The organism is Shewanella marisflavi, assembly GCF_023283925.1.
In the GTDB taxonomy this organism is placed as follows: Bacteria; Pseudomonadota; Gammaproteobacteria; order Enterobacterales; family Shewanellaceae; genus Shewanella; species Shewanella marisflavi.
In genome coordinates this window covers 994,866-1,019,449 of the sequence record NZ_JAKIKX010000001.1, presented here as the reverse complement: position 1 = coordinate 1,019,449, position 24,584 = coordinate 994,866, and the positions used below count along the sequence as shown (strand labels likewise).

At 50.3% G+C, this 24,584-nt stretch carries 25 protein-coding genes; all 25 read right to left on the bottom strand.

Annotated elements, in window-relative coordinates; translation table 11 throughout:
- Positions 1–14: 14 nt before the first annotated feature.
- Positions 15–752 carry a protein phosphatase CheZ gene (locus L2712_RS04420; RefSeq protein ID WP_248976990.1) on the bottom strand — a complete coding sequence of 246 codons (738 nt, stop codon included), beginning with the start codon at positions 750–752 and terminating at the stop codon, positions 15–17.
- 13 nt (positions 753–765) lie between these two features.
- A complete protein-coding gene (cheY, locus tag L2712_RS04415) occupies positions 766–1,149 on the bottom strand; it encodes a chemotaxis response regulator CheY (protein WP_081953870.1) in 384 nt (127 codons plus the stop codon).
- 42 nt (positions 1,150–1,191) lie between these two features.
- Entirely contained in the window at positions 1,192–1,911 is a 720-nt protein-coding gene (locus tag L2712_RS04410; protein WP_088905028.1) for an RNA polymerase sigma factor FliA, read from the bottom strand.
- Entirely contained in the window at positions 1,904–2,785 is an 882-nt protein-coding gene (locus L2712_RS04405; protein ID WP_088905029.1) for a MinD/ParA family protein, read from the bottom strand. The genes L2712_RS04410 and L2712_RS04405 overlap by 8 nt, the downstream gene beginning before the upstream one ends.
- Positions 2,786–2,789: 4 nt before the next feature.
- Positions 2,790–4,196: a flagellar biosynthesis GTPase FlhF gene (gene flhF, locus L2712_RS04400; RefSeq protein WP_033540678.1), complete on the bottom strand. Its 1,407-nt coding sequence runs from the start codon at positions 4,194–4,196 to the stop codon at positions 2,790–2,792.
- Positions 4,197–4,207: 11 nt separating this feature from the next.
- Positions 4,208–6,307 (bottom strand): flagellar biosynthesis protein FlhA, encoded by a 2,100-nt coding sequence (gene flhA / locus L2712_RS04395; RefSeq protein WP_248976989.1) that lies wholly within the window; start codon positions 6,305–6,307, stop codon positions 4,208–4,210.
- 145 nt (positions 6,308–6,452) lie between these two features.
- Positions 6,453–7,586, bottom strand: coding sequence for a flagellar biosynthesis protein FlhB (gene flhB / locus L2712_RS04390; protein WP_248976988.1), 1,134 nt, complete (start codon positions 7,584–7,586; stop codon positions 6,453–6,455).
- On the bottom strand, positions 7,586–8,383 hold the full coding sequence (gene fliR / locus L2712_RS04385; protein ID WP_248976987.1) for a flagellar biosynthetic protein FliR: 798 nt from the start codon (positions 8,381–8,383) through the stop codon (positions 7,586–7,588). Before fliR ends, flhB begins: the two co-directional genes overlap by 1 nt.
- 42 nt (positions 8,384–8,425) lie before the next feature.
- Positions 8,426–8,695 carry a flagellar biosynthetic protein FliQ gene (locus tag L2712_RS04380; RefSeq protein ID WP_248976986.1) on the bottom strand — a complete coding sequence of 90 codons (270 nt, stop codon included), beginning with the start codon at positions 8,693–8,695 and terminating at the stop codon, positions 8,426–8,428.
- Positions 8,696–8,703: 8 nt separating this feature from the next.
- Positions 8,704–9,411 (bottom strand): flagellar type III secretion system pore protein FliP, encoded by a 708-nt coding sequence (fliP, locus tag L2712_RS04375; RefSeq protein ID WP_232479565.1) that lies wholly within the window; start codon positions 9,409–9,411, stop codon positions 8,704–8,706.
- A 56-nt stretch (positions 9,412–9,467) separates the two neighbouring features.
- Positions 9,468–9,845, bottom strand: coding sequence for a flagellar biosynthetic protein FliO (gene fliO / locus L2712_RS04370; protein WP_033540683.1), 378 nt, complete (start codon positions 9,843–9,845; stop codon positions 9,468–9,470).
- A gap of 9 nt (positions 9,846–9,854) precedes the next feature.
- Positions 9,855–10,238 (bottom strand): flagellar motor switch protein FliN, encoded by a 384-nt coding sequence (gene fliN / locus L2712_RS04365; RefSeq protein WP_248976985.1) that lies wholly within the window; start codon positions 10,236–10,238, stop codon positions 9,855–9,857.
- Between the two features lie 24 nt (positions 10,239–10,262).
- Complete coding sequence (gene fliM / locus L2712_RS04360; protein WP_033540685.1) at positions 10,263–11,291, bottom strand: flagellar motor switch protein FliM; 1,029 nt, start codon at positions 11,289–11,291, stop codon at positions 10,263–10,265.
- A gap of 41 nt (positions 11,292–11,332) precedes the next feature.
- Positions 11,333–11,854, bottom strand: coding sequence for a flagellar basal body-associated protein FliL (fliL, locus tag L2712_RS04355; RefSeq protein WP_033540686.1), 522 nt, complete (start codon positions 11,852–11,854; stop codon positions 11,333–11,335).
- 88 nt (positions 11,855–11,942) lie between these two features.
- Positions 11,943–13,607, bottom strand: a complete 1,665-nt coding sequence (locus tag L2712_RS04350) for a flagellar hook-length control protein FliK (RefSeq protein WP_248976984.1) — start codon at positions 13,605–13,607, stop codon at positions 11,943–11,945.
- A 190-nt stretch (positions 13,608–13,797) separates the two neighbouring features.
- A complete protein-coding gene (gene fliJ / locus L2712_RS04345; RefSeq protein ID WP_248976983.1) occupies positions 13,798–14,244 on the bottom strand; it encodes a flagellar export protein FliJ in 447 nt (148 codons plus the stop codon).
- Positions 14,245–14,273: 29 nt separating this feature from the next.
- Positions 14,274–15,614, bottom strand: a complete 1,341-nt coding sequence (gene fliI, locus L2712_RS04340) for a flagellar protein export ATPase FliI (protein WP_088905037.1) — start codon at positions 15,612–15,614, stop codon at positions 14,274–14,276.
- Positions 15,586–16,545 (bottom strand): flagellar assembly protein FliH, encoded by a 960-nt coding sequence (gene fliH / locus L2712_RS04335; RefSeq protein ID WP_248976982.1) that lies wholly within the window; start codon positions 16,543–16,545, stop codon positions 15,586–15,588. The genes fliI and fliH overlap by 29 nt, the downstream gene beginning before the upstream one ends.
- Complete coding sequence (fliG, locus tag L2712_RS04330) at positions 16,545–17,588, bottom strand: flagellar motor switch protein FliG (RefSeq protein WP_033540690.1); 1,044 nt, start codon at positions 17,586–17,588, stop codon at positions 16,545–16,547. Before fliG ends, fliH begins: the two co-directional genes overlap by 1 nt.
- Positions 17,581–19,275, bottom strand: coding sequence for a flagellar basal-body MS-ring/collar protein FliF (gene fliF, locus L2712_RS04325; protein ID WP_033540691.1), 1,695 nt, complete (start codon positions 19,273–19,275; stop codon positions 17,581–17,583). Before fliF ends, fliG begins: the two co-directional genes overlap by 8 nt.
- Before the next feature lie 64 nt (positions 19,276–19,339).
- Positions 19,340–19,672, bottom strand: coding sequence for a flagellar hook-basal body complex protein FliE (gene fliE / locus L2712_RS04320; RefSeq protein ID WP_088905040.1), 333 nt, complete (start codon positions 19,670–19,672; stop codon positions 19,340–19,342).
- A 231-nt stretch (positions 19,673–19,903) separates the two neighbouring features.
- Positions 19,904–21,250 carry a sigma-54-dependent transcriptional regulator gene (locus tag L2712_RS04315; RefSeq protein WP_248976981.1) on the bottom strand — a complete coding sequence of 449 codons (1,347 nt, stop codon included), beginning with the start codon at positions 21,248–21,250 and terminating at the stop codon, positions 19,904–19,906.
- On the bottom strand, positions 21,243–22,268 hold the full coding sequence (locus tag L2712_RS04310; RefSeq protein WP_248977069.1) for a sensor histidine kinase: 1,026 nt from the start codon (positions 22,266–22,268) through the stop codon (positions 21,243–21,245). The genes L2712_RS04315 and L2712_RS04310 overlap by 8 nt, the downstream gene beginning before the upstream one ends.
- A 205-nt stretch (positions 22,269–22,473) precedes the next feature.
- Positions 22,474–23,907: a sigma-54 dependent transcriptional regulator gene (locus L2712_RS04305; protein WP_033540695.1), complete on the bottom strand. Its 1,434-nt coding sequence runs from the start codon at positions 23,905–23,907 to the stop codon at positions 22,474–22,476.
- A 266-nt stretch (positions 23,908–24,173) separates the two neighbouring features.
- Complete coding sequence (gene fliS, locus L2712_RS04300) at positions 24,174–24,584, bottom strand: flagellar export chaperone FliS (protein ID WP_248976980.1); 411 nt, start codon at positions 24,582–24,584, stop codon at positions 24,174–24,176.

The following is a 24,584-nucleotide window of genomic DNA, read 5'->3' as shown; positions in this document are numbered from 1 at the left end:
CATATGACTCCTACTTAGAAACCCAGACTCGAAAGCAAGTCATCGACTTCATCTTGCCCTGTCACGACATCATCACGCTGATCAGCGTTCATAATAGGACCTTCTGCTTCGACACACTTCTCTGACGCACGAGGCTTGTCCGTTGCTGGCTGTTCGCCAAACACGGTTAACATAGAGACCAAGTTGCTCTCTACCTCTCGCACCAACTCAATGACCCGACGGATCATCTGTCCGGTCAGATCTTGGAAATCTTGGGCAAGCAGGATGTTATTGAGTAACTCTTTTAACCGATTAGAATCCGATTCGCTTCGCTCGATAAACTGCTGAACATCGTGACAAAGCGCCTTAAATTCATGCAGCTCAATATCACGTCTCATCAAGCGATCCCATGAGGGTTTCACCGACTGAACATTCATGGTGAGGGCATCTGCAAGGGGCAGAGACTCTTCAACGGCGTCCATGGTTTTGTTAGCGGCCTGCTCTGTCATATCAATGACATAATTGAGGCGCTCTTTTGCATCGGGGATTTCACTGTTCGCCAACTCAATGAGGCGACCATCCACTTGAAAGTCCACAATGGCACTGTGAAGCTGACGGGTAAGACGACCTACCTCATCAAACAGCTCTTTCTGAATCGGGCTGGCGATATCACGTATGAGTTCGTCGGCCTGCTCTTGTTGACCAGCTTCTAGGAAGTCCACAAGCTCCTTAGCCTGTGCTAGATTGATCAGCCCTGAAGTATCTGCCTGCATAGCCCAACCTTGATTAACCGAGTCGTTCGAAAATTTTGTCTAACTTCTCTTTCAATGTCGCCGCAGTAAAAGGTTTAACTACATAGCCATTCACACCAGCCTGAGCCGCCGCAATGATCTGTTCCCTTTTTGCTTCCGCAGTGACCATTAACACTGGAATGTGTTTCAGGTCGTCATCAGCACGGATAGCCTTTAACAGGTCGATCCCCTGCATACCTGGCATGTTCCAATCGGTTACGACAAAGTCAAAATCACCCTTTTGCAACATAGGCAGGGCTGTCGAACCGTCATCTGCTTCCTGAGTGTTATTAAAACCCAAGTCTCTCAACAAGTTCTTGATGATGCGTCTCATTGTTGAGAAGTCGTCAACAACGAGAATCTTCATATTCTTGTCCAAGGTTTCCTCCGCGGAGCTGTTTTTATATTGCTCATGTAATCGTTATATTTTGGTCCAATGCTTGAGTTTCGCTTTGAGTCTGAGCATCGCCTGGCTATGAATCTGGCTAACTCTGGATTCGCTGACATCAAGTACGGCACCGATCTCTTTTAAATTTAATGCTTCGTCATAATATAACGACAAAACTAATCCATCTCTTTCTGGCAGTAACTTAATCGCCTCCACAAGGGCCTCATGAAACTGTGTCTCTGCCAGTGCTTCAAAAGCATCGTCTTGATGATCGTCTTCGTCTCTTACTACATCGACCGATACACCAAGATCTTCAATTCCAACTACTTTCCCGACAGAAACATCATTAAGAATATGATGGTACTCATCGAGCGTCATATCAAGTCGATCTGCAATTTCATTGTCTTTTGCATCTCGCCCAAGCTCTTGTTCTAGCTCATCTATCACCTGGGCAACACGTCTCTGATTACGATGTACTGACCTGGGCACCCAGTCACCACGACGAATCTCATCCAACATGGAGCCACGGATACGAATACCAGCAAAGGTTTCAAACTTGGCGCCCTTGCTGCCGTCGAACTTGGTTGAGGCCTCAAGCAGGCCCATCATACCTGCTTGTATAAGATCATCCAATTGCACCGAAGCGGGCAGACGAGCAAGTAAATGGTGAGCAATCCTTTTAACCAACGGTGCATACTGTTCGACAATAGAAGCTTTGTTATCTAAACAAGTATACGCAGCGGCTTTACTCACTCGTACGATCCTCTTGATATTCTGGGCGTTGAACTAATCTTTCCACAAAGAACTCTAGGTGTCCGCCGGGCTGTTGCGGCACTGGCCAGCTAATAATCTTGTTAGCTAAACCATGGTAAGCAATTGATGCCGGCGACTTAGGAAATGCCTCGACAATCAATTTTTGTTTACGAACTGATTTGCGAAGGTTTTCATCGAAGGGGATTGTCGCAACCAGCTCCAACGCCACGTCGAGAAAACGGTCGGTTACTTTGCTAAGTTTAGCAAATAACTCCATTCCTTCTCGTAAACTTCTGACCATATTGGCCACAATCTTAAATCTGAATACACCATGCTCTCGGCTAAGAATCTTAATTAAAGCATAGGCATCGGTAATTGAGGTAGGCTCATCACACACAACCACCAGGACATCTTGTGAGGCGCGAGAAAAGCTTAGCACCATATCTGAGATCCCGGCAGCCGTATCGACGACAAGAATATCAAACTGAGTTCTCATCTCACTAAAGGCACGAATAAGACCCGCGTGTTGCGCTGGTGTTAATTCGACCATAGCCTGAGTGCCTGAGGTGGCAGGAATAATACCAATTCCCTTAGGCCCACGAACGATAATATCGTCAAGGTCTGCATCGCCCGATAATACGTGGGAGAGATTGCGTTCAGCTCTGAGCCCCAACATGACGTCGACGTTCGCTAAACCTAGGTCAGCATCAAGTACAAGCACGCGCTTGCCCTTCTCAGCCAGGGAGACCGCGGTATTGATCGAAACGCTGGTTTTACCCACGCCACCCTTACCACCGGTTACGGCAATTACTTTTACTTTTTCGTTATATGGTTGATTCATCATACGTAAACCGCTTGCTTGATCCCGACTCATTATATTACTCAAATGCGTAGGCCCGTTCATATGACCTTTCGTTATTCTGTATTGGTTGCACTTTCTTTTCGAGTACCGACAACGCCTTGTTGGCCAGGGCTAAGGTGTCGGCGACTTGCATATCTTCTGGAACTCTTTGTCCATCAGTGACATAACTCAATGGTAACCCACTTTGAATCAAAACACTTAATGCCGGAGCCAAGGCCACTGATTCGTCTAATTTGGTTAAAATCGCGCCGGACAATGGGATCCGGGTAAACTGCGCGACGGCATCTTCAAGCACTCTTCTTTGACTTGTAGATGACAGTACCAGATAACTGCGAATAGGTAATCTGCTATTTGCAGTTAAATTATCAAGTTGTTGGAACAATCTCACATCTCTTTGTCCCATTCCCGCCGTATCTATCAATACTAGCTTGCGATTGCGAAACTGATAAAGAATTTGTTCCAACTCATTGAGATCATGTGCTTGCTTGACCGGGCACCCCATTATTTTGCCATAGGTTGCCAGCTGCTCATAGGCTCCAATGCGATAATGATCCGTTGTTATTAACGCAACTTGATCTGAACCATGATGTGCAGCAAATCGAGCGGCTAATTTTGCAACACTTGTGGTCTTGCCCACACCTGTAGGACCCACAAACGCAACGACGCCTCCCTGACGAACAATGTCATCTCCCTGGTTATCCAGCAGGTTAGCCAGACTACGGGGCAGCGCTTTCACCAAATCGGCAGGGGTGTAATGTTCACTCAAGGCCGATAACTTAGCGGCGACCTCTGGACTAAACTCAGCATCGAGCAGGCGGCTCTCTAACATGGCACCCACAGGGTCCAAACGTCTCTTCTGCTCAGAGAGCAAAGAGGTGACCTGATCGGTCAATAGGTTACGCAAAGATGCCAGCTCTTCGCGCATAGATTCAATCTCACCACTGGCGACACTATGCTTATCACGCTTAGGTCGGCTTTGGGTTTCAACCTGAGAGGGAGCGGTAGCCTCTGCTTTTGGCGCCTTCAAACCTTGTGCCCATGCAGGCATCTCGAGCTCGTCGCTTGACTGATTCAATTGCTGACTGACGCGATTTTGTTGACGCTCTAATAGAGCCTGCAGCGAATCAGCCACCGGTGCAGGTTGTTTTTTTGACTCCGCCTTAATGGGCTGACGACCAATAGAAACCTTCTCTTCAGCCAGGTCGAGAAAACTGGGGGGAATAGCACTGGCTTCACTTGCCAAGGACACACTAGGCTTAGTTACGCTAGCTTTCTTAGGCTCGTCATAATCGACCGCCGCCACAATTTCGATGCCGCCAGTGACCTTCTTGTTAGACATGATCACCGCATCTGAGCCTAATGTTTCTTTAACCTGGGCCAATGCAGAGCGCATATCTTTTGCCAAAAAACGTTTAATTTTCACTTAAATACCCTCTACTGGCCGACCGCTGATACGATACGAATTTGTTTCTCATCGGGTACCTCTTGATAAGAGATCACCCTTAAGTTTGGAATCGTATGTTTAACAAAACGCGACAGCGTCGAACGTAACATACCCGAAGTCAGTAAGATGGCTGGCTGACCCACCATCTCCTGACGCTGGGATGCGTCAAGTAACGACTTTTGCATCCTCTCGGCAAGGCTAGGTTCTATATTCGGCCCCTCGCCTCCCGTTGCCTGCATAGACTGATGCAACATCTGTTCCAATTCGGGCGCCAAAGTTATGACAGGGATTTCCGGCTCTGGACCGCTTATCTCTTGTACAATCATGCGTTTAAGTGCGATGCGCACTGCTGCTGTCAACACCTCGGTATCATTGCTCTTAGGCCCATACTCAAGCAAGGTCTGAACTATGGTCTTAAGATCGCGTATCGACACGCCTTCATTGAGCAGGTTTTGCATCACCTTCACCACAGTACCCAGCGGCAAGACATCGGGAATAAAGCCACTGACCAGCTTAGGCGAGTGCTTGGCAAGCATATCCATCAGCTGTTGTACCTCTTCGTAACCCAGCAGCTTAGAGGCGTTATTGGTTAGCAGCTGACTCAGGTGAGTGGCCACTACGGTCGCGGCATCTACCACGGTGTAACCTAAGGTTTGAGCATGCTCTCTGAGCTCTGGAGCGATCCACACAGCCTCTAACCCGAAAGCGGGATCTGTTGTCTCTACACCATCGAGCTTGCCGTAGACCTGACCAGGGTTAATCGCCAGTTCACAGTCATGACGGATCTCAGCTTCACCCGAGGCCACTCCCATCAAAGAGATGCGATAGGTGTTTGGCGCCAAATCTAAATTGTCGCGAATATGCACCGCCGGCACCAAAAAGCCCAGTTCTTGTGACAGTTTTTTGCGGACGCCCTTGATACGTCCAAGCAGTTCACCACCCTGCCCCTTATCGACCAAGGGGATCAGACGGTAACCCACTTCCAGACCAATGGTATCAACCTGCTGCACATCGTCCCAGCTAAGCTCTTTGGGCTTAGCATCACCCGGCGTGACAGGTGAGGTCTTGGCAATCTCCAAGGCGCGTTGTCTGTCGAGATCTTTTTTACGATGCAGAAAATAGGCGCCTGCCGCAGTGATCAAGCCAAAACTGAGAAAAGCAAAATGGGGCATGCCGGGCACTATACCCATTATCAATAACACGCCAGAAGCAATGATCAGCGACTTAGGATTATCGAACATCTGGCTCATCACCATCTGTCCCATATCCCCAGATTCATTTTGGCGTGTCACCATGAGGGCCGCCGCGATCGACAGCAAGAGGCCTGGGATCTGCGCCACCAAGCCATCACCTATGGTTAGCAGGGTGTAGATCTCAACTGCCGAGGAAAAGTCCAGCCCATGCTGGACCATACCGATAACGAAACCACCTAAGATATTGATCACTAAGATCATGATGCCCGCGATAGCATCGCCTTTCACAAACTTAGAGGCACCATCCATCGCGCCATAGAAGTCGGCTTCTTTGGTCACTTCGGCGCGGCGAATACGCGCCTGATCTTGATTCAGCACGCCAGCATTAAGGTCGGCATCGATCGCCATCTGCTTACCCGGCATAGCATCCAAGGTAAAACGAGCACTCACTTCTGAGATTCGTCCGGCGCCCTTAGTGACCACGGCAAAGTTAATGATGATGAGGATCAAGAACACCACCAAACCCACGGCATAGTTACCGCCAATGACCACTGAACCAAAGGCCTCAATCACCTTACCGGCGGCGTCGCCACCATTATGACCTTCGAGCAAGACGATACGGGTCGAGGCAACGTTGAGCGCCAAGCGCAGCAAGGTCGCTACCAAAAGTACGGTCGGGAATGCGGCAAAATCTAATGGACGGTCGGTGTAAATGGCCACCAAGAGCACCACTAAAGCCAAGGCAATATTAAAAGAGAACAGAATATCCAACAGGAAAGCTGGCATAGGCAAAACAATCATCGCCAATGCAGCCAGCACCAGTATAGGAGTACCTATACCTTTGAAGTTGGCAGGTTTTACCTGTTTAATCTGACCGAGCGTTGCTTTCAAATCCATCAATCTAGCGCCTGAACTTTGACATCTAGTGATGGTTCAGCAAAAAATACGCCAACTTAAGAGGTGATTAAACAAGGCAACAACAATCGCTTAAAGATTAAACACAGGTCGCCATAAAATGATGTTCAACCAAGAAAGCCGCCCATTAATACTTGAGGTCGTCTGGGATTGGCTGATTAAGCGGGATAGGCGTCGGGCGTTTGCCCCCCTTTTGTTGGTACTGTCTTAGCTGGAATACATAGGCCAGCACCTGAGCCACGGCGGTAAATAGCCCCTCGGGGATCTCCTGATCTATCTTGGTAGTATGATAGATAGCCCTGGCAAGCGGCGGCGCCGACACAATCGCCACATCATGTTCACGTGCTATCTCCCTGATCTTAAAGGCCACATCATCGACTCCTTTCGCCAGCACATAAGGCGCAGCCGCTTTGGTGACGTCATACTTAACCGCCACCGCATAGTGTTCAGGGTTCACGACTATCACGTCGGCATTGGGCACCTCTGCCATCATGCGACGCTGAGCCATCTCACGCTGCATTTGGCGCACCCGACCTTTCACCTCCGGCTGACCCTCGGTATCTTTATATTCATCCTTGATCTCTTGCTTGGTCATTCTCAGTTGCTTGTTGTGGTTCCAGATCTGAAATGGCACATCAATTACCACTATGATGACCGTTGAAGAGCAGAGGATAATAAACATCCACACCAACAGATCTAACGCGTTATAGACATTCCCAGGAAGATGGCCCTGGGAGAGCGTGAGAATATCGACAAAATAATAACTCAGCAGCAGATAAGCCATGATGGCGACAACAGAAAACTTGGCGATCCCCTTAGTCAACTCCACTAACGCCTGCACGCCAAACATCCGCTTAAAGCCACTGACAGGATTCATCTTGCTGCCCTTGGGCATAAAGGCCTTAACCGAGAAGGTGATCCCCCCCAGTACCACGTTCCCCAAAAAGGCAATAAAAGCCAGAAACAGCACAAAGCTGCCCATAGGGATCGCCAGTTCACTGAGCACCATCTGCCAGATATTAAACATGCTATTGGTGTCGAAGATCTCGCTTCTGTCCATGGTAAACAGGTTGCTCATCACAACCATCAGCGACTGACCCAAACTGGGCCCTACGATAGCGAAGCCGACCGCCGCCGACATCAATACGGCAGAGGTTCCTAACTCCTTAGAACGGGCGACCTGACCTTTTTCTCGCGCTTGTTCGCGTCGCCTGGGGGTCGCCTCTTCGGTCTTCTCCTGACTGGTATCATTATCTGCCATCAGAAGCTCCCGTCTGTACTACATTGCAGCTGCACCAGATCGCATAGCAACAACTGGGCCGAACGCCAAACCTCATCGAAATGAGCCATAATAGGCGTGAGCGTTAGCCAAAGAATAATCAAGCCACTCACCATGGTCACAGGGAAACCGATGGCGAAGATATTAAGCTGGGGCGATGCTCGCGTCATCACACCAAAAGAGAGGTTAATCAATAATAAAGCGACGATTGCGGAGATAGACATAGTCAATGCCGCGCCAAACATATAGGCGCCCCACTCCGCCAAACGGCGATAACTGGCAATGCTGATCCCCTGTAGAGACACTGGAATGGTGTCAAAGCTGGCTACTAGCATCCGGATAAGCACCAGGTGCCCATCGACTGCCAGAAAAATCATGGTGGTCAGCAACAGAAAAAAGTTACCAATCACCGGAGTTTGTTGCCCTGAGCCTGGGTCGACCATGGAAGCGAAACCTAAACTGGTCTGCATACCTATGATCTGACCGGTCAAGACGAACGTCTGCATGATAAGTAGAGTGACAAACCCCATGGCGACACCGATCAAGATTTGCTGCGCGGTCACGAAAACTGCGCCCAAGGAAAACAGCTCTATCTCGGTATTAACGGGTAACACTGGCGCTATGGCGAAGGTGATCGCGACAGACAGCAGTAAACGCACTCGGGTCGGTGTGGTGTTAGCGCCAAACACCGCCATCACCATCAACATGCTAGACACCCTGAACAAGGGCCACATATAGGCCGACAGCGTCTGCATTATGGTCGACAGCAAGATCTCCATCTCAGTGAGACTCGCCGCTCAGCAACGCCTGGCTATTCATGGCTAGCCCACCACCTGAGGGATCAGATTTACCATCTCTAGGAAAAACTCCATCATGGTCTGTATCAGCAGGTGACCTAAGAACATCAGGGCAAAGAGTGTCGTCAGCAGGCGCGGCAAGAAGCTCAAGGTCTGCTCGTTGATCGAGGTCGCCGCCTGAAACACAGCCACCACCAGACCAATCACCAGCCCAGGCACAATGATCATCGACACTATGGTCACGATAACCGAGAGTGCTTCACGAAAGATGTCGACGAGGGCTTCGGGTGACATAAGCGCTCCTAAATCCCAAAACTATTGGCTAGGGTGCCCATAACCAGGCTCCAGCCATCCACCAGCACGAATAGCATGATCTTAAATGGCAGTGAAACAATCATTGGCGACAACATCATCATACCCATGGCCATTAAGATACTGGCCACCACTAAATCCAACACCAAAAAAGGCACAAACAGCATAAAGCCTATCTGAAAGGCGGTCTTAAGTTCGCTAGTGATAAAGGCTGGGATCAACACGCTCATCGGCGCCTCTTCCGGCGACTGAATATTCTGATAGCCAGAGATCTCGACAAAGGTTTCCAGATCAGTCAGTCGCGTCTGCGCCAACATAAAGGCCCGCAGCGGCTCTTTGCCCTTGTCATAGGCCTGCTCTATGGTCATGCCGTCATCGATATAGGGTTTGACCGCCTGATCATAAATTTTGTCAAACACCGGCGCCATGATGAAGAAAGTCATAAACAGACTCATGCCGATCAACACCTGGTTTGACGGTGTCTGCTGCAAACCAATGGCTTGTCGCAAAATCGACAATACCACTATGATGCGGGTAAAAGAGGTTAGCATGATCACCATGGCAGGCAGGAAGCTTAGCGCCGTCATTAGCAGCAATATCTGCATAGTGACAGAATATTGAGTCGAGCCATCGGCGCCTGTAGTTACGGTTACCGCTGGGAGTATCCCGTCCTGCGCCAGCGCCAGTTGCGGCGCCATCACGGCCAGGAGTAGCAAGAATGAGGTCAAGATCCGTTTCATGTTTTTAATTAGGTTCATGACTGTGATGACTTTGCCTGGCGCAGACGGCTGGCAAAGGAGTCCTGTTCTATGGTGATTGGATTATCGAGCTTATCGATAAGTGAGACTTGCTGCGGCGTTACTCCCAACAGATATTGTTGACCGTCGACTTCGACCAACACCATCTTTTCCCTCTGCCCCAAAGGTGTAACGGCCAGGGTTTTCAACACCCCGTGTGAACTAGGAACCAACTTCAAGCGCTTCACCAGATAAGCGAGCAGAAAGATCAAGGCAATGACCAAGATCAATCCACCCAGCATATTGGTCATGGTGGTTAACGCCGGCTCTCGCTCTATGCTCGCCTGAGTAGTCGTCGCGGCGGCCGCAACGACCATCAAGGATGAGATCCCCATAGACCTTCCTTATTTGAGTTTCTTAATCCGCTCAGTTTGGCTGATAACGTCGGTCAGACGGATACCAAACTTATCGTTGACCACGACCACCTCACCGTGGGCGATCAGGGTACCATTGACCATCACATCTAATGGCTCACCGGCAACACGATCCAGCTCCACTACTGAGCCTTGGTTCAGTTGCAGCAGGTTACGGATATTAATAAAACTGCGACCCACTTCCATGGAGATGGTTACAGGAATATCCATGATAGTATCGAGTTTGGCCGCTTCCTCTTCGGTCAGCGGTTTGCCGCTATCGGCCAGCTCATCGAGTTCGACAGCCTGAGCCTCCTCCAGCGCCTGTTCGGCCATGGCTGCGGCCCAATCGTCACCTGTATCTTCTTTGCTCATTGATTTTTACCTTAAACGCTTTGGTTAAATATTGTTGAGATCCCGAGACTTACTCTTCTTAGTCACCAGTTGTAATTCTGTCTTTACCGTCTCAGGTCTTGGAATTTTCTCACGGATATTGAGTGCCAAATTCTCTCGTGAACGGCCAAGCTTACAGCGGTAGGTCGGCAAATCCTCTACCCGCAGCACGATATATTCGGGCATCTCCACCGGAATAATGTCACCCGCCTTAAAGTTCATCACCTCTTTTAGCGAGATCTGTTTCTCGACTATGGTGGCGTCAAGCCCCACCTCGACATCCATGATCTCATCTTTAAGGGCCTGGGACCAACGCATGTCGGTGTCTTGGGTATCGCTTTGTACCCCGGCATCGAGCAGTTCACGGATTGGCTCTATCATGGAGTACGGCATGGTGATATGAAAATCGCCGCCACCACCATCGACCTCAATGTGGAACGAACTTACTACCACCACCTCTGTCGGACTCACTATGTTAGCCATGGCGGGGTTGACCTCAGAGTCTAGGTAATCAAACTCCACGTCCATCACTGGCGCCCAGGCTTCTTTATAATCTTCGAAGATAATCTTCAGCAGCAGCTGAACGATACGTCGCTCAGTCGGGGTAAACTCGCGTCCTTCAATCTTGGCATGAAAACGGCCATCGCCGCCGAAAAAGTTATCCACCAAGATAAACACCAAACGGGCTTCCATGGTGATAAGTGCCGTGCCTTTTAAGGGACTAAAACGCACCATGTTTAGGCTGGTCGGCACAAACAGCGTATGCACATATTCGCCAAACTTGAGCATCTGCACGCCGTTAATCGACACCTCGGCAGCACGACGCATCATGTTAAACATGCTGATCCTCAGATGCCGCGCGAAGCGTTCGTTGACGATCTCCAGGGTCGGCATGCGCCCACGGACAATACGATCTTGTGACGAAAAGTCGTAAGAGCGGGCATCTAAAGCGGAATCGCTTAGCTCTTCCTCTTCGACATCGTCGACACCATGAAGCAGCGCATCAATTTCGTCTTGGCTTAATAGATCACTCACAATATCGTCCTATCATACTTATTACCCTCGATGGCGCCGGCTTATTGCATTACAAAACCGGTAAAGAGCACCTTTTCAACCACTTTACGCCCGGTCACTGGCTGCAAGGTATTTTGTACATTCAGCAAAGCCAGTTGACGCAGCTCATCTTTACCCGCCAGGGAACTGAGTTTCTGCACGTCGGCACTACTAAAGGTAGTCAGCAGCGCATCTTCAATCAGCGGAATATGTTTCTTAATCAAAACATCGTCGTCCGAACCACGTACCATGAGCTGCACCTTGATCTCCACCAAACGCGAGCGATTCTGCCCCGGCAGATTAAACAAAAATGGTCTGGGCATCCCCACATAGAAGGCTTCGCGGTTATTGACCGGCTCACTCTGCTCGGTTTGCTCGCCTTCGGCGCCCACCTCTTCACTGGGCTCACTACCCGAAAACATAAACCAGGCACCAACAGCCAATAAGATCACCAACACTGCACCGATCGCGGCGAAGATAATGAGCTTTTTCTTGCTCTTGGGCTCTACATTTTCTTCAAGTTCTAACGATTCTTCTTCAGCCATCTCTTATCCCTATAACACGCTGCATCGTCATGATTTTTTAGCGCATATCAAACGATTGAGCAATCATCTCTGCCTATAGGTTACCTGCTTATGCGTAATAATCTATACCCGAACGGTAACTTGTTGCGTTATTCGACGCTAGCAGGCTTTCTTCTGCCGAAATTTCATCCATATCAGATAAACCTTGGCCTGAAGCTTCCCCCTGCTCTGAACCATCACCTTGCTCTTGGCCACCTTGGGAGACATTACTATCGGTCAGTTGCATCCCTTGCTCGGCAAGCATCTCGCGTAAACGGGGAATAGCCTGTTCGACCAGATCCCGAGTCTGGGTCTGGGTCACATGAAATTGCACCTGAGTATGCTCACCCTGTACCTGCACTCGCACCATCATATGCCCAAGCTCTGGAGGATCGAGCCTGATCTCTGCCTGTTGCACCCCTTGACTCACCATAGCCACCAACTGCTGCCGCATCACAGGAGAGAACTTTTGAATCATCTCCTGCATCTGGGCGGCAGGCTCACCCTGGGGTTTGATGGATAGCTGGTACTGAGGCGCACTCTCGGCCCTGAGCCCTGTTAACGACTGAGCAGAAATGAGCCCTGATTTATCCAAACCAGAGATATCAGAGCCCTCACCCGCTTTAGGCGTCATACTCACCGCGAGATTGGCATCCTTTAGCGCATCGACTGCGGCCTTAACGCCGCGAGTTTGCATTGAAGTCGCCGCGATAAACTCAGTCTGACGACTCTGCTCTGCGCTTGGTTTAATCTCTGGCTTTGCATCAGCCAATATAGATTGCGCCTCTTTACCGGCGGCAAGACCTGCAGCAAAGGTTTTATCCTGCCCTGCTAAGTCACCATGTTGCGAACTCGGCGCGATGGAAACAGTACCAGATTGCACACTATTGGCTGCCAAATACTGTTTTGCTTGAGCAATCAGAGCTTTAATATCCTGCTGAGCGCTTGTCAGTGCATTATCATTCTGGCTAGCAGCGCTTTGGCCATTAGCGGCCTGTGAACCAAGACCTTCAATACCATGAATAATGGCTTGTAGCATCTGCGGCGGCAAGGCGATTAACTCCTCCTTGGTCAATCCGCTTTGCGCCATGATCTGATCGAGTGATGCCTCGGGCAACTGGGCGACTATGGCCTCGCTGCCTAATCCGGCCTCACTTCCTAAGCCTTGGCCATTTGGTGTGATCACAGGTAAGATCTCGGGTGGTGTAACAATGGGAGGGACGAGCGCCACTATCTCTTTCAGCTCCCCCTCTTCCAGTTCGCCATCTCTCATCTCAAATTTATCTGCCTGCCCCTTTACTATGCTGGGCATCAGCTCATCGTCGCCAGCCATATCAGCTTCACTCTCATCCGGCGGCAAAATGGCGCCGCCAGCGGCAATCTCAGAGCCCGTTTCAGCATCAACGCCGAGCTTAGAGGCAAGGTCAATCTGCGCCAACACATTGGCGACATCACCACTTTCATTGGCCTTGTCCTGAGACTGTACTTGGTCGGAACTCGAACCCTTGGCGCTATTGTCCGCACCTTGGCTCAGCTCAACCTGGGTATCCGCTCCCTTTTTGGCCTGACTATGCTCAATCTCTTTTGTACTGGCTTTCGCCAAAGCCTCTGAAAAATCGTTATTTTCTGACTTTGACTCACCTACCAAACTAACATCTGACGGGTTAGGCTTTACTCCACCTTTGTCTCTGCCTGACTCGGCTTTAGAGAGGAGTATTTGGGTCATCTGTGGCATGCTTCCTCCAACACTCGTCGCGGGAGCCAACATTATGCGGCTACACCTAAGCGTCAATTATTCGCTGTCGCGATAAACTCATTATTAATTACAAAGCAATAAAAATGCCAAGTTAAGCTCAGCAAGCAGGAAATAAGGGATTAGATAGGAGACTAGCGCTAGGAGTTGCGCCAGGCGAAAGCCAATGGGGTTAACGACTGGACTGGCGGAAAAACTGCTGCGAGGCAAATTCGTCAATCATCTTCTGTTCCTGTTTAGCCTCAAACTTTTGTTTCGCTTCCGCCTTGTGACTGAGCAGGAGTTCCACCGCCTTTCGCTTTTGCTGCTTAGTCTGCCAAAACTGCTGTGCTTTCAGCCGCTGCTTGTCTGTCTCTGACACGGCAAATAACTGCTTTTCGATAGCATCATCGATCTGGCGAATAAATTGATGAAATTGATGATAACTACTAGCGGCAATCACTTGCCCCTGCTGACCTTCCATCTGCTTCATATAATCGAGACGATATTGCTGCAAGGCATCAAGCTGCTGACGACATTTATTGAGCGTCAATTGTGCCGTTCTAAGCTGAATTGCCGCCTGTTCTTCGGCCTCAAGCGCCAACTTAAGCACAGTCTCCAGGGGATCATGTTTTGCCATAAGCGTTAATCTCTCCGGTCAACTTAGCGCTAAACCTGACACTGGGCACTTAACTGCCCCAACATCAAGGCACTGGAATCGAAACTGATCGCCTCTTTCATGGTTTGCCGTAGGAAGGCATTCATGGCCGGCTGCAACCGAATCGCGTTATCGATACGCGGGTCGCTGCCCTGAGTGTAGGCGCCGATGGAGATAAGATCCCGGTTCTGTTGATACAGAGAGTACATCTGCTTTACTCGTCGTGTCGCTTCCAGATGCGCCTCGCTGATCACCATGGGTGCCACACGGCTAATAGACGCTTCGACATCGATCGCCGGGTAATGACCCGAATCGGCCAACGTACGCGACAGTACGATATGGCCGTCGAGGATCGCCCTCGCTGCATCGGCGATGGGATCTTGCAGATCGTCGCCTTCGGTTAATACGGTATAAAAAGCGGTAATTGAACCTTGGCCCGCGCCGCCGTTACCGGCACGCTCCACCAGCTTAGGCAATTTGGCAAACACCGAAGGCGGATAACCTTTGGTTGCTGGCGGCTCACCAACGGCCAACGCGATCTCTCGCTGCGCCTGAGCATAGCGGGTCAGGCTGTCCATCAGAAGCAACACGTTATAGCCAAGGTCACGAAAATACTCGGCGATACGGGTCGAGGTTTCACAAGCCCTTAGCCTCATCAAGGGCGATGTATCGGCTGGCGCCGCCACCACCACGCTGCGGGCGCGGCCCTCTTCCCCCAGGATCTCTTCGATAAATTCTTTCACTTCGCGGCCACGCTCACCAACCAGCCCCACCACAATCACATCGGCGGTGGTGCCGCGAGTCATCATCCCCAGAAGCACACTCTTACCCACGCCTGAACCGGCAAACAGGCCCATACGCTGCCCCTTACCCACGGTTAACATGGCGTTAATAGCCCTTACCCCAACGTCCAACGGCTCGCTAATGGCGCGGCGAGCCAGAGGGTTTAACATAGGAGCACGACGAGTCGCTTTCTGATCTGTGTGCAATTGCCCCAAACCATCGATTGGGGCGCCATTGCCGTCAAGCACGCGGCCAAGCAGCCCCATACCGACATTAATTCCTGCCTGCTCACCAAGCGGGGTGACCTTGGCCCCTGGCATCACGCCATTTAGCTCTTCGATGGGCATGAGATACAGCAATTTATCGTCAAAGCCTATCACCTCGGCAACAAGATCTCCTGCCATGGTGGCTATGCTACACAGACTCCCCACCGGTGCCTTGCAACCCGTCGCCTCAAGGGTGAGACCGACAACGCGCACCAGTTGACCACTGGCCTCTGGCATAAATGGGACAACGCTATGGGTGTGCTGCCTTAGCTTATCAAGCAGTCGGCTTTGGCGGGTCTTCATCTTGACTGGTCTCTTGTGGTGCATCGCTTGAAGCAGTATCGTCTGCCGACTCGCTATCGCTTGGCTCAGTGACTGAAGGCTGCGACCCAGACTCTGCTGAGTCCGCCTCTGGCATTTTCTCCATCGCGGCTATCTGTTGTAATCTTTGCTGCTCGAGACGCTGCTCACTCTGCACTAAACCTTCGAATACGGCTTTGATGCGATGCTCCAGCCCCATATCTATCCTGCTGCGGCTATTGCTGACGATGCACTCACCGCGGCTAAGAGTTGGATCGGACTCTAGTTCCCAGTGATTCTTGGTTAATTGCGTACTCTCGTAGAGTCGCTCGACGATGGCGATATCCTCAGGGTGCAAACGCAGATGCGCCCCTTGCTCTTTAAGTGGCAAGGCATCAACCCCTTGACGCAGGGCGGCGAGAATATGCTCGGGATGTGTGTGTAGTTCGTGACCTATCACCGCCTTGGCTAAGGTCATACTGAGCTGCACCAGGGCTTGTTCTATTTCGGTATCCAGCAAGGACAAGGGCGCCGATAATTGCTGCATTATGGCTTCAAACTGGGCAACATTTTGCTCCGCCTGCGCCAATCCCGAAGCTAAACCCTGCTCTTCTCCCTGGCGATAACCTTCTTGATGCCCCTGCTCTAACCCTAGCAGTCGTCCCTCTTCGAGCCCTTGGGCAAAACCGGCCTCTTTCCCCTGGGCAAAGCCTTCAGCTTCGGCCTCGGCGCGAATCGACTCTATCTCCTCCAGGGTTGGCGGCATCACAGGCTCATCGAGCGGTTTCTTCTCTTTTTGTGCATCGAAACGCCCAAACATATTCTCTTTGGGCTCTTCGATAACAGGAGTGACATCGGGCAACTGCCAATGGCTAAAATCGGCCTGGGATGAGCCACTAGCATGCGGGGTTTTCTTATCGTCGGCATTACTCATTAGAGGAACTCATCTCCGCCGCTACCACCGAGGATGATCTCACCGGCATCACTCAAACGACGTGCAATCGATAAGATCTCTTTCTGAGCCACTTCCACTTCGCTGATCCGTATTGGCCCCATGGCCTCAAGGTCATCTTTAAGCAGCTCGGCGGCACGTTTTGACATGTTACCCAGTATCTTCTCTTTAAGTTGGTCGTCGGCGCCTTTAAGCGCTTTCATCAAGACATCCTGCTGCACTTCACGCAGCAAGGTTTGAATACCCATATCGTCAACATCTGCAAGGTTTTCAAATACGAACATAAGATCTTGGATCTGCTGCGCCATCTCTTCGTCGCTTTCGCGCAACGTCTCCATCAACTGACTCTCAACACCTGTGTCGAGATAGTTCATGATATTGGCCGCCGCCTTCAAGCCGCCCATCTTAGCCGCCTGTGCGCCGCCTTGACCGGCAAACTGTTTCTCCATGATGTCATTAAGCTCTTGCAGCGCTGCCGGTTGCACCTCTTCAAGGTTGGCGATACGCATCATCAAATCGAGACGGGTATTCTCTGGCGCCTGAGCAAAAATCTCGGCGGCCTGATCCGGCTCCAGATATGAGAGCACTATGGTCTGAATTTGTGGGTGTTCGTTTTGAATGATAGTCGCCACCTGACGGGCGTCCATCCATTTGAGCGACTCTAGCCCCTTGGCGCCACCGCCCATGATGATCTGTTCGATCAGGTTGCCGGCCTTGTCTTCACCCAGGGCCGCAGTAAGGGCATTACGCACAAACTCTTCACTGTTAAAGCCGATAGAGGAGTATTTTTGTACCTCCTCCAGAAACAGCTTGTGCACACCGATCACCTTACTTTGCCCAAAGTCTTTCATGGCGGCCATTGCCATGCCCACCTTCTGAACCTGTTTAGGCTCGAGGTGTTTTAGAATCGAGGCTGCATCGGCCTCACTCAGGCTAAGTAGTAGGATGGCAGTCTTCTCGATGCCAGTAAGATCTTTGGTATTGAACTCACCACTGGCTGTGTCGATCTCTTTATCATTACTCATTTTCTTGTAACCATCCCTTGACGACTTGGGTAGAGAGCTCAGGCTCGTTAGCTACCAATGCACGTATCGCCTTTATCATATCATCGTCTTTATGCAGATCCGGTATCAAAATCGAGCCATCGTCGGCATAGCTGTATTCCGCATCGGGACGATTGAGCATACCCAGCGTATCGGCGGCGTATTGATCTTCAATCTCGGCCAATTCATCACCCAGTGTTGGTGCGTCAGGCATCTTCTGTCCATCTGGGTAGATGAGACGCTTCAGCATTGGCCTCACGACGAAGAGGATAAGCGCCAGAATGATTAAGCCGCCCATCACCAATTTGATCGCTCGCCAGAACCAAGGCTCTTCGTAGATAGCAAGCGCAGGCGCTTCTTCGACCAGCTGATCCATAAAGGGCACTGTCACAACCTCAATCATATCACCGCGCTGGGTATTGAAGCCCACAGCGCCTTCAAGCAAGCGACGAATATTGCTCAGCTCCTGCTCGGTACGGGCAACGCGCGTCACCTGACCATCTTCTCCAGCAGGCCCAGTCTTGAAGTCGACCGCCACCGAAACGCTCACACGTCTAACCACACCTATCTGCTGACGGGTATGGCTAATAGTGGTGTCTAACTCATAGTTACGAGTTGCCTCTTTATGACTGGATCCTGGCAGGATTTTTTCCTGAGAGCTTCCAGTGGCTTGCTGAGGAATATTGGCTTCCATTGGCGGCTGATTGCTCAGCGCTCCGGCAATACCGCCAGTGCTGGCGCCGGTTGAGTTATTCTCCACCGTCATTTCACTGCGTACTGCAGGAAGGTCAGGGTTATAACGCTTGGCGGTCTGCTCGACGGCAGTGAAGTCCATATTGACATCCACCTGAGCGGTAAAGTTTTCTGGTCCCAAAATAGGCATCAAAATCGATTCAACCTTGTTGCGATACTCGGCTTCCTTTTGCTGTACTAGCTCAAGTTCGCGGCGCGCTCGGGCGGATACTGCCGTCTGACTTCCCGAGTTTAGCAAGCGACCGTTAGAATCAGTCACTGTCACACGGGTCGGCTCCAAACCATGAACGGCTGAAGCGACGATATCAACAATCGAGTCAACCTCTTCTTGACCTAGTCCACCGCGACGGGCATTGACGACCACAGTTGCGCTTGGCTTAGAACGATTACGGGCAAAAACATTTTCTTTAGGAATCGCCAGGATCACCTTGGCGCGGCTGACACTCTTAAGCTCTTCGATAGTGCGCGCCAGATTTTGCTCCTGACTGTTCTTCAGTCTCGCCGCTTCCATCCGCTGGCTAACGCCAAAACCACTGTCTTTAGTAAGAAAATCATCACGACCAGGCGAGTTGTCGATGCCTGCGCGGCTGAGCATCATCTTGACGTCTTGATACTGATCTTCAGGCACCTTAAGCACATCGACGTCAATTTGGTAATTGACTTTGTTCTTGTCCAGCACATCAAGCACCTGCACCATCTCTTGGGTATCCATCTTGCCCAGAGGACGGTATTCAGGCTCCTGTGCCCACAGCATGACGAAAACCGCCAATGCTAAACAGATAGCCAGCGCCAGGATCATGGTGATCTGCCTAAGCATATCGACACCGCCAAACATGCCGCCGCTTGGCTTATGCTCTTCTTGTACGCCGCCAGCCAACATATCCTGTGCTGTGCCAGCGCCTGTTCCGACTACCATATCTGTACTCACGATAAATACCTGCTGTTTTGAATCATCTTAGGGTGATAGTCACCAGCCATGCCTAGACAGGCATACTCATGATCTCTTTATAGGCTTCGACCAACTTATTACGCACCTGAACGGTCGCTTCAAAGGCAACGCTGGACTTTTCGCGAGCGATAACGGTATCAGACAAGGTCACACGAGTGTCCCCCATGTCGAGACGTGTCTGTAACGAGGAAGAGGCTGCCTGCAGGGCATTAACGTTTCCGACAGCCTGCGACAGCAAGTTACCGAAGTCACTGCCACTGGTATTAGCCACTTGTTGAGTGATATTGGGCGTGATCGCACCAGGCTTAATCTCGCCTGTGAGTGACTGCATCTCTTGCAGTAATGAATTGGCACCTATCTGCATATTGGCCTCCGCTATCGTCGTGAATTTGACGAAATCTATTCTTATTCAGTCCAATGCAATATGTTTGCCAAAAATGGAAATAGCGTGACGCCAGCACCTTTAAACAAGGGCATAGGCGAGAATGAAACAGACAATAAGGAGAGAAATAGAGAAAATGATGGGCAACAAGAAAAGCGAAATGCAGGCACTAGGTGAGCATTTCGCTTTTCTCTTTTTACGCTTTTATCGACTTCATGCGGGGATCTGAATCCCCATATCACGCATTCGCGCCATCTTATACCTTAACGTCCGGGCACTGATCCCCAACTTTTCAGCCACCTGCTTACGACTGCCATTACACTGGTTAAGAGTTTCAAGAATGATCACATGCTCTTGGGCCTTAAGCTCATCTCCGAGACCATCGGGCTCCGTTTGCTTATGCTCACTGTCACTCAGTGGTTCCAGCATCACATCCTGTGTATCGATAATGATATCCTTGGCACCAATGGCATCACCTGACTGTAAAATCAGCGCGCGCTGTACCACGTTATCCAGTTCACGTACGTTGCCAGGCCACCTATGTCCTAACAAACGCCGACACGCCTGATCGTCCAAGGTTGGTGCCTGAGCCAAGCCCGCCGTTTTAGCATGACGCAACACTAAGTGCCGCGCTAAAGGTAAAATATCGGCCGGACGTTGATGCAAGGCTGGCCAAGTCAAAGGGAACACATTGATGCGATAATAGAGATCTTCCCTAAAATCTCCTTTAGTGGCCATCGACTTGAGATCTCGGTTCGACGTTGCTAAAACGCGCACATCAAGCTTAATGGTCTTACGCCCACCGAGGCGCTCAACTTCACGCTCTTGCAACACCCGCAGTAATTTGGCTTGCAACCCCAGATCCATCTCTGAGATCTCATCGAGAAGCAAGGTGCCGCCCTGAGCCTGTTCAAATTTACCCGGACACGCCTGATAAGCCCCGGTAAAGGCTCCTTTCTCATAGCCAAATAGCGTAGCTTCTAACATATTCTCAGGGATCGCGGCGCAGTTTATCGCCACAAACGGCTGCTCAGCCCTTTGACTGTGCTGATGTATGTAGCGTGCAAGTACCTCTTTACCCGATCCACTTGGTCCCATGATCATCACAGAAGCGTCGGACTGGGCCACTTTCTGCGCCAACGAGAGTAGCGCTAGGCTGCGCTCATCGGCGACCACGGGTTGATCCTCAATGAGTTTAGGCTTGAGGTAACGAGAGACCTGATTAAGCAGCACCTCAGGAGCAAAGGGTTTGGCGAGATAATCCACCGCCCCTAATTTAATTGCGCTGACGGCGCTGTCTATGGTCGCATAGGCTGTCATGAGCAAGATGGGGATCTGTGAGCAGTGCTGCTGTAGGTAAGCCACTAAACCCAGGCCACCTATGCCTTCCATCTGCACATCACTGATCACCATATCGAAATCGTGCCCCTTGAGCGCGATTATCGCCGCTTCGGCCGACTCGACATCGACACATTCATATTGAGCAAGTAACAGAGTATCCACTAATGCTTCGCGCAGCGAAGCATCATCTTCAACGAGTAGTATCTTGGCTTCAGCCATGGCTCACCTCCGGGGTCGACTCGGCTTGGACCGCTGGCAAATTAAATGAGGCGCGGCATCCCTTCCCCGCAATACAATTGAGCTGCAGGCGCCCTTGGTGGTTAGCAACCACAGTTTGCACAACCGCCAAGCCAAGACCTGTACCTTGCGCCTTGGTCGTGAAGAAAGGCTCAAGCACCTTCTCCTGCATTGCAGTGTCTAACCCTTTTCCGTTATCGACGACTTCAAAGGCTATCGCCTGCCCATCATCGACGGCATTTAGCCATACCTGACTGGCGCCGGCTTCTATGGCATTGATCACCAAATTATTAATCGCTGAGCTAAGCGCGGCAGGATTAGCTTTAAATAACTGAGTGGATGCAAGATTTAAATGCAACTGACAAGATTTTCGCTCGGCAATGGGCTCGCAGTTTGCCATCACAGGGCCCATGACTTGCTGCATATCACAGACCTCGCTCAACTCCTGCTGACGCCCCTTGGCCATCAGCAACATATCATCTACCTGCTGTGACAACTCGTTGAGCCTATCAATCAGCTTACCTTGGAAACGTTCTCTGGCCGGTTGTGCCAAACTAGGACTTCCGAGATTAGCCGCATATAACAGCGCCGCCGATAAAGGCGTGCGAACTTGATGAGCTAAACTGGCCACCATTTTGCCAAGAGCTGAGAGTCGCTGCAGATGGGAGAGATTTTTTTGTAGCAAGCGGGTTTCGGTCAAGTCTGTCAAAACAATAAGCTGACCGGGTTCTGGCGTTAGTGGGGTGATAGCCAGTTTAACTCGGCGACCATTTTTCAATGATACCTCGTGGCCATCATCATCCTGTGGAGAAAAGGCGCGATTGATGATCTGCAACCAGCGAATTCCAGTTAAGGGCTGTCCCAACAGTTGCACGGCGACAGGATTGGCATCGGTAACTACACCATCCCCATTGATGATCACTACGCCTGAAGGCATGGCCTGTAAGATATGCTCCATGCGACTGGACATAGCATCATTGGCAACGACACCGGCGACCATAGAAGGTCCCCGTGTTGCCTGCGCCTGTGCTGAATATGCCACCTTGGGATTTGCGGCCATAACCACTCCGTCAATAAATTGCTGCTAACCGAGTGAATGCAGATAATATGCCAATTAAAAAATCATAATTAACAAAGAATTATAGTTAAGAAACGACAAAGGCCCTGAAATGGGCCTTTGTTTGTTGCATTGTGGCGAGCTGGAATTAATCTTTACTCATGCCGTACTTACGCATCTTCTCAACCAGCGTGGTGCGGCGGATACCAAGCATTTCAGCAGCGCGGGCAACGACGTTGTCTTGTTGATCCAATGCCTGGCGAATCATGTCTATCTCAAGCTCTGCCAGCAGATCTTTAAGGTTAACGCCTTCCGGCGGCAACTCGCTAGGGAAACGGCTCTCTGGAATATCGACCGCTACCTCATCACTAAAGATAGACGCCAACGCATCGCGCTCCAGCTCCTCTTCGCTGACCTGCACCTGATATTCCGGCACATCAATATGGCGGTATTTCAACGGCAGATCGTTCACATCGACCAAGCCACCAGGATAAAGGATGGTAAGACGCTCAACCAAGTTAGACAGCTCACGCACATTACCCGACCAGCTATGTTCTTTAAGAGACTCAATAGCCCGCTGGGTAAAACGCACCTTGCCACGACCTTCGTTGTAGACGCGGCTGACTAACTCTTGCAACAGTAATGGAATATCGTCTTTGCGCTCACACAGAGCCGGCATCTCTACAGGGAAGACATTGAGGCGATAGAAGAGATCTTCTCTAAACTCGCCATTGGCGATCATGGTCTCTAGCTCTCTGTGGGTCGCGGCGATAACACGCACATTGGTATGTATGGGCTTACTGCCACCAACCCTTTCAAACACGCGCTCTTGCAAAACCCTGAGCAGCTTAACCTGCATCTGCAGCGGCATATCGCCTATCTCATCGAGAAATAGAGTGCCACCTTCGGCAAGTTCAAAACGCCCCTTACGGGCGCTGATAGCGCCAGTAAACGAGCCCTTCTCATGACCAAATAGCTCACTCTCCAGCAGCTCTGGCGGTATAGCGCCACAGTTCACTGGAATAAATGGGCCATCGCGGCGATCAGAAATATAATGAATATTACGGGCAACGACCTCTTTTCCCGTACCAGACTGGCCTAAAACTAATACTGTGGCATCTGAACCCGCGACCTGATTAATCAGATGGCGAACCTGAGCAATACCTTCACTGCGGCCCACTAAGCTACGAAATAACTTGGTCTGATTACCACTGGTTGGCACATCGGGACGCTTGGTGTGCACAAACACCTGACAAAAATGCAATAACTCTGTCAGCTGGGGATAGTTCAGCGGCTCTTCGATACAACCTAAAATATTACTTGCTGAGACATCACCGTTAGCACCCAGCAATAAAATCGGCTGCCAAGGCATGGAAGTAGCAATAGATTGCAACAAGGTCTTAGACTGAGCCTCTTGTGCAATGACAAGCGCTCTATAGCGGGTATTCGACATTCGAGATTCGAGTTTATCGACAGGAAGCAATTCGACTTGCTCACCAAGAAACTCAAAAACACAAGATAAGCGATTAATTCGCTCTGACTGATTACCGACAAGTAGAATTCGTTGATCTGTATGCATCATTTAAGAAGGCCGTAAAGCACTCAGTGTTATTCGCATTAATTATTAGTGTTAGTTGCTTCGAAAGCGAGATAATCGTTTTAATTCAATTTTGCAAAAAACGACTATCACACGGAATAGTGTATTATCAGCAGCATATTAGCAAGTATCAGATTCATTTTCTGACAAACTCATCTGATTTTAGAGCAAATTCTCAACGTATCAAGCAACAGGCGCCAATCAATTGACGCCTGCCAAAAAGTTATTGTTCAGAAAGGTAGTAACTAAGGCTAAATTGCTTCTGTGTGCGATGCCAAATGATGCTCATTTTGAGGAATCGCATCCCAACCTTCTTTGATGGTACGAATGATCTCACTGACATCGTCAATGGCCTGTACATCATTGTTTAAATTGGCCTCAGATATCTTGCGCAGCATAAAGTCATAGAGGTCACTAAGGTTATTGGCTATCTCACCACCCGCTTCCATATTCAGGCTGTTGTTCAATCCGGTAATAATGCCAATCGCTTTGCCTATGTAGATTCCCTTATTTTCGATATCATTATTTTCAATGGCATAACGGCTTTGTGCGAGGCGCTGTAAAGCCCCTTCAAACATCATCTGAATAATTCGGTGCGGTGAAGCGACTGAGATTTCGCTCTCCAATGACACTTTTCGATACGACTGCAGTGAACTTCTCAT

Coding starts and splice junctions, on each gene's coding strand:
- L2712_RS04420 (WP_248976990.1), bottom strand. CDS start 752: ATGCAGGCAGATACTTCAGGGCTGATCAATCTAGCACAGGCTAAGGAG.
- L2712_RS04405 (WP_088905029.1), bottom strand. CDS start 2,785: ATGAGTCGGGATCAAGCAAGCGGTTTACGTATGATGAATCAACCATAT.
- flhA (WP_248976989.1), bottom strand. CDS start 6,307: ATGGATTTGAAAGCAACGCTCGGTCAGATTAAACAGGTAAAACCTGCC.
- flhB (WP_248976988.1), bottom strand. CDS start 7,586: ATGGCAGATAATGATACCAGTCAGGAGAAGACCGAAGAGGCGACCCCC.
- fliR (WP_248976987.1), bottom strand. CDS start 8,383: ATGGAGATCTTGCTGTCGACCATAATGCAGACGCTGTCGGCCTATATG.
- L2712_RS04380 (WP_248976986.1), bottom strand. CDS start 8,695: ATGTCACCCGAAGCCCTCGTCGACATCTTTCGTGAAGCACTCTCGGTT.
- fliP (WP_232479565.1), bottom strand. CDS start 9,411: ATGGCGCCGCAACTGGCGCTGGCGCAGGACGGGATACTCCCAGCGGTA.
- fliO (WP_033540683.1), bottom strand. CDS start 9,845: ATGGGGATCTCATCCTTGATGGTCGTTGCGGCCGCCGCGACGACTACT.
- fliN (WP_248976985.1), bottom strand. CDS start 10,238: ATGAGCAAAGAAGATACAGGTGACGATTGGGCCGCAGCCATGGCCGAA.
- fliL (WP_033540686.1), bottom strand. CDS start 11,854: ATGGCTGAAGAAGAATCGTTAGAACTTGAAGAAAATGTAGAGCCCAAG.
- L2712_RS04350 (WP_248976984.1), bottom strand. CDS start 13,607: ATGCCACAGATGACCCAAATACTCCTCTCTAAAGCCGAGTCAGGCAGA.
- fliJ (WP_248976983.1), bottom strand. CDS start 14,244: ATGGCAAAACATGATCCCCTGGAGACTGTGCTTAAGTTGGCGCTTGAG.
- fliI (WP_088905037.1), bottom strand. CDS start 15,614: ATGAAGACCCGCCAAAGCCGACTGCTTGATAAGCTAAGGCAGCACACC.
- fliH (WP_248976982.1), bottom strand. CDS start 16,545: ATGAGTAATGCCGACGATAAGAAAACCCCGCATGCTAGTGGCTCATCC.
- fliG (WP_033540690.1), bottom strand. CDS start 17,588: ATGAGTAATGATAAAGAGATCGACACAGCCAGTGGTGAGTTCAATACC.
- fliF (WP_033540691.1), bottom strand. CDS start 19,275: ATGGTAGTCGGAACAGGCGCTGGCACAGCACAGGATATGTTGGCTGGC.
- fliE (WP_088905040.1), bottom strand. CDS start 19,672: ATGCAGATAGGTGCCAATTCATTACTGCAAGAGATGCAGTCACTCACA.
- L2712_RS04315 (WP_248976981.1), bottom strand. CDS start 21,250: ATGGCTGAAGCCAAGATACTACTCGTTGAAGATGATGCTTCGCTGCGC.
- L2712_RS04310 (WP_248977069.1), bottom strand. CDS start 22,268: ATGGTCGCCGGTGTCGTTGCCAATGATGCTATGTCCAGTCGCATGGAG.
- L2712_RS04305 (WP_033540695.1), bottom strand. CDS start 23,907: ATGATGCATACAGATCAACGAATTCTACTTGTCGGTAATCAGTCAGAG.
- fliS (WP_248976980.1), bottom strand. CDS start 24,584: ATGAGAAGTTCACTGCAGTCGTATCGAAAAGTGTCATTGGAGAGCGAA.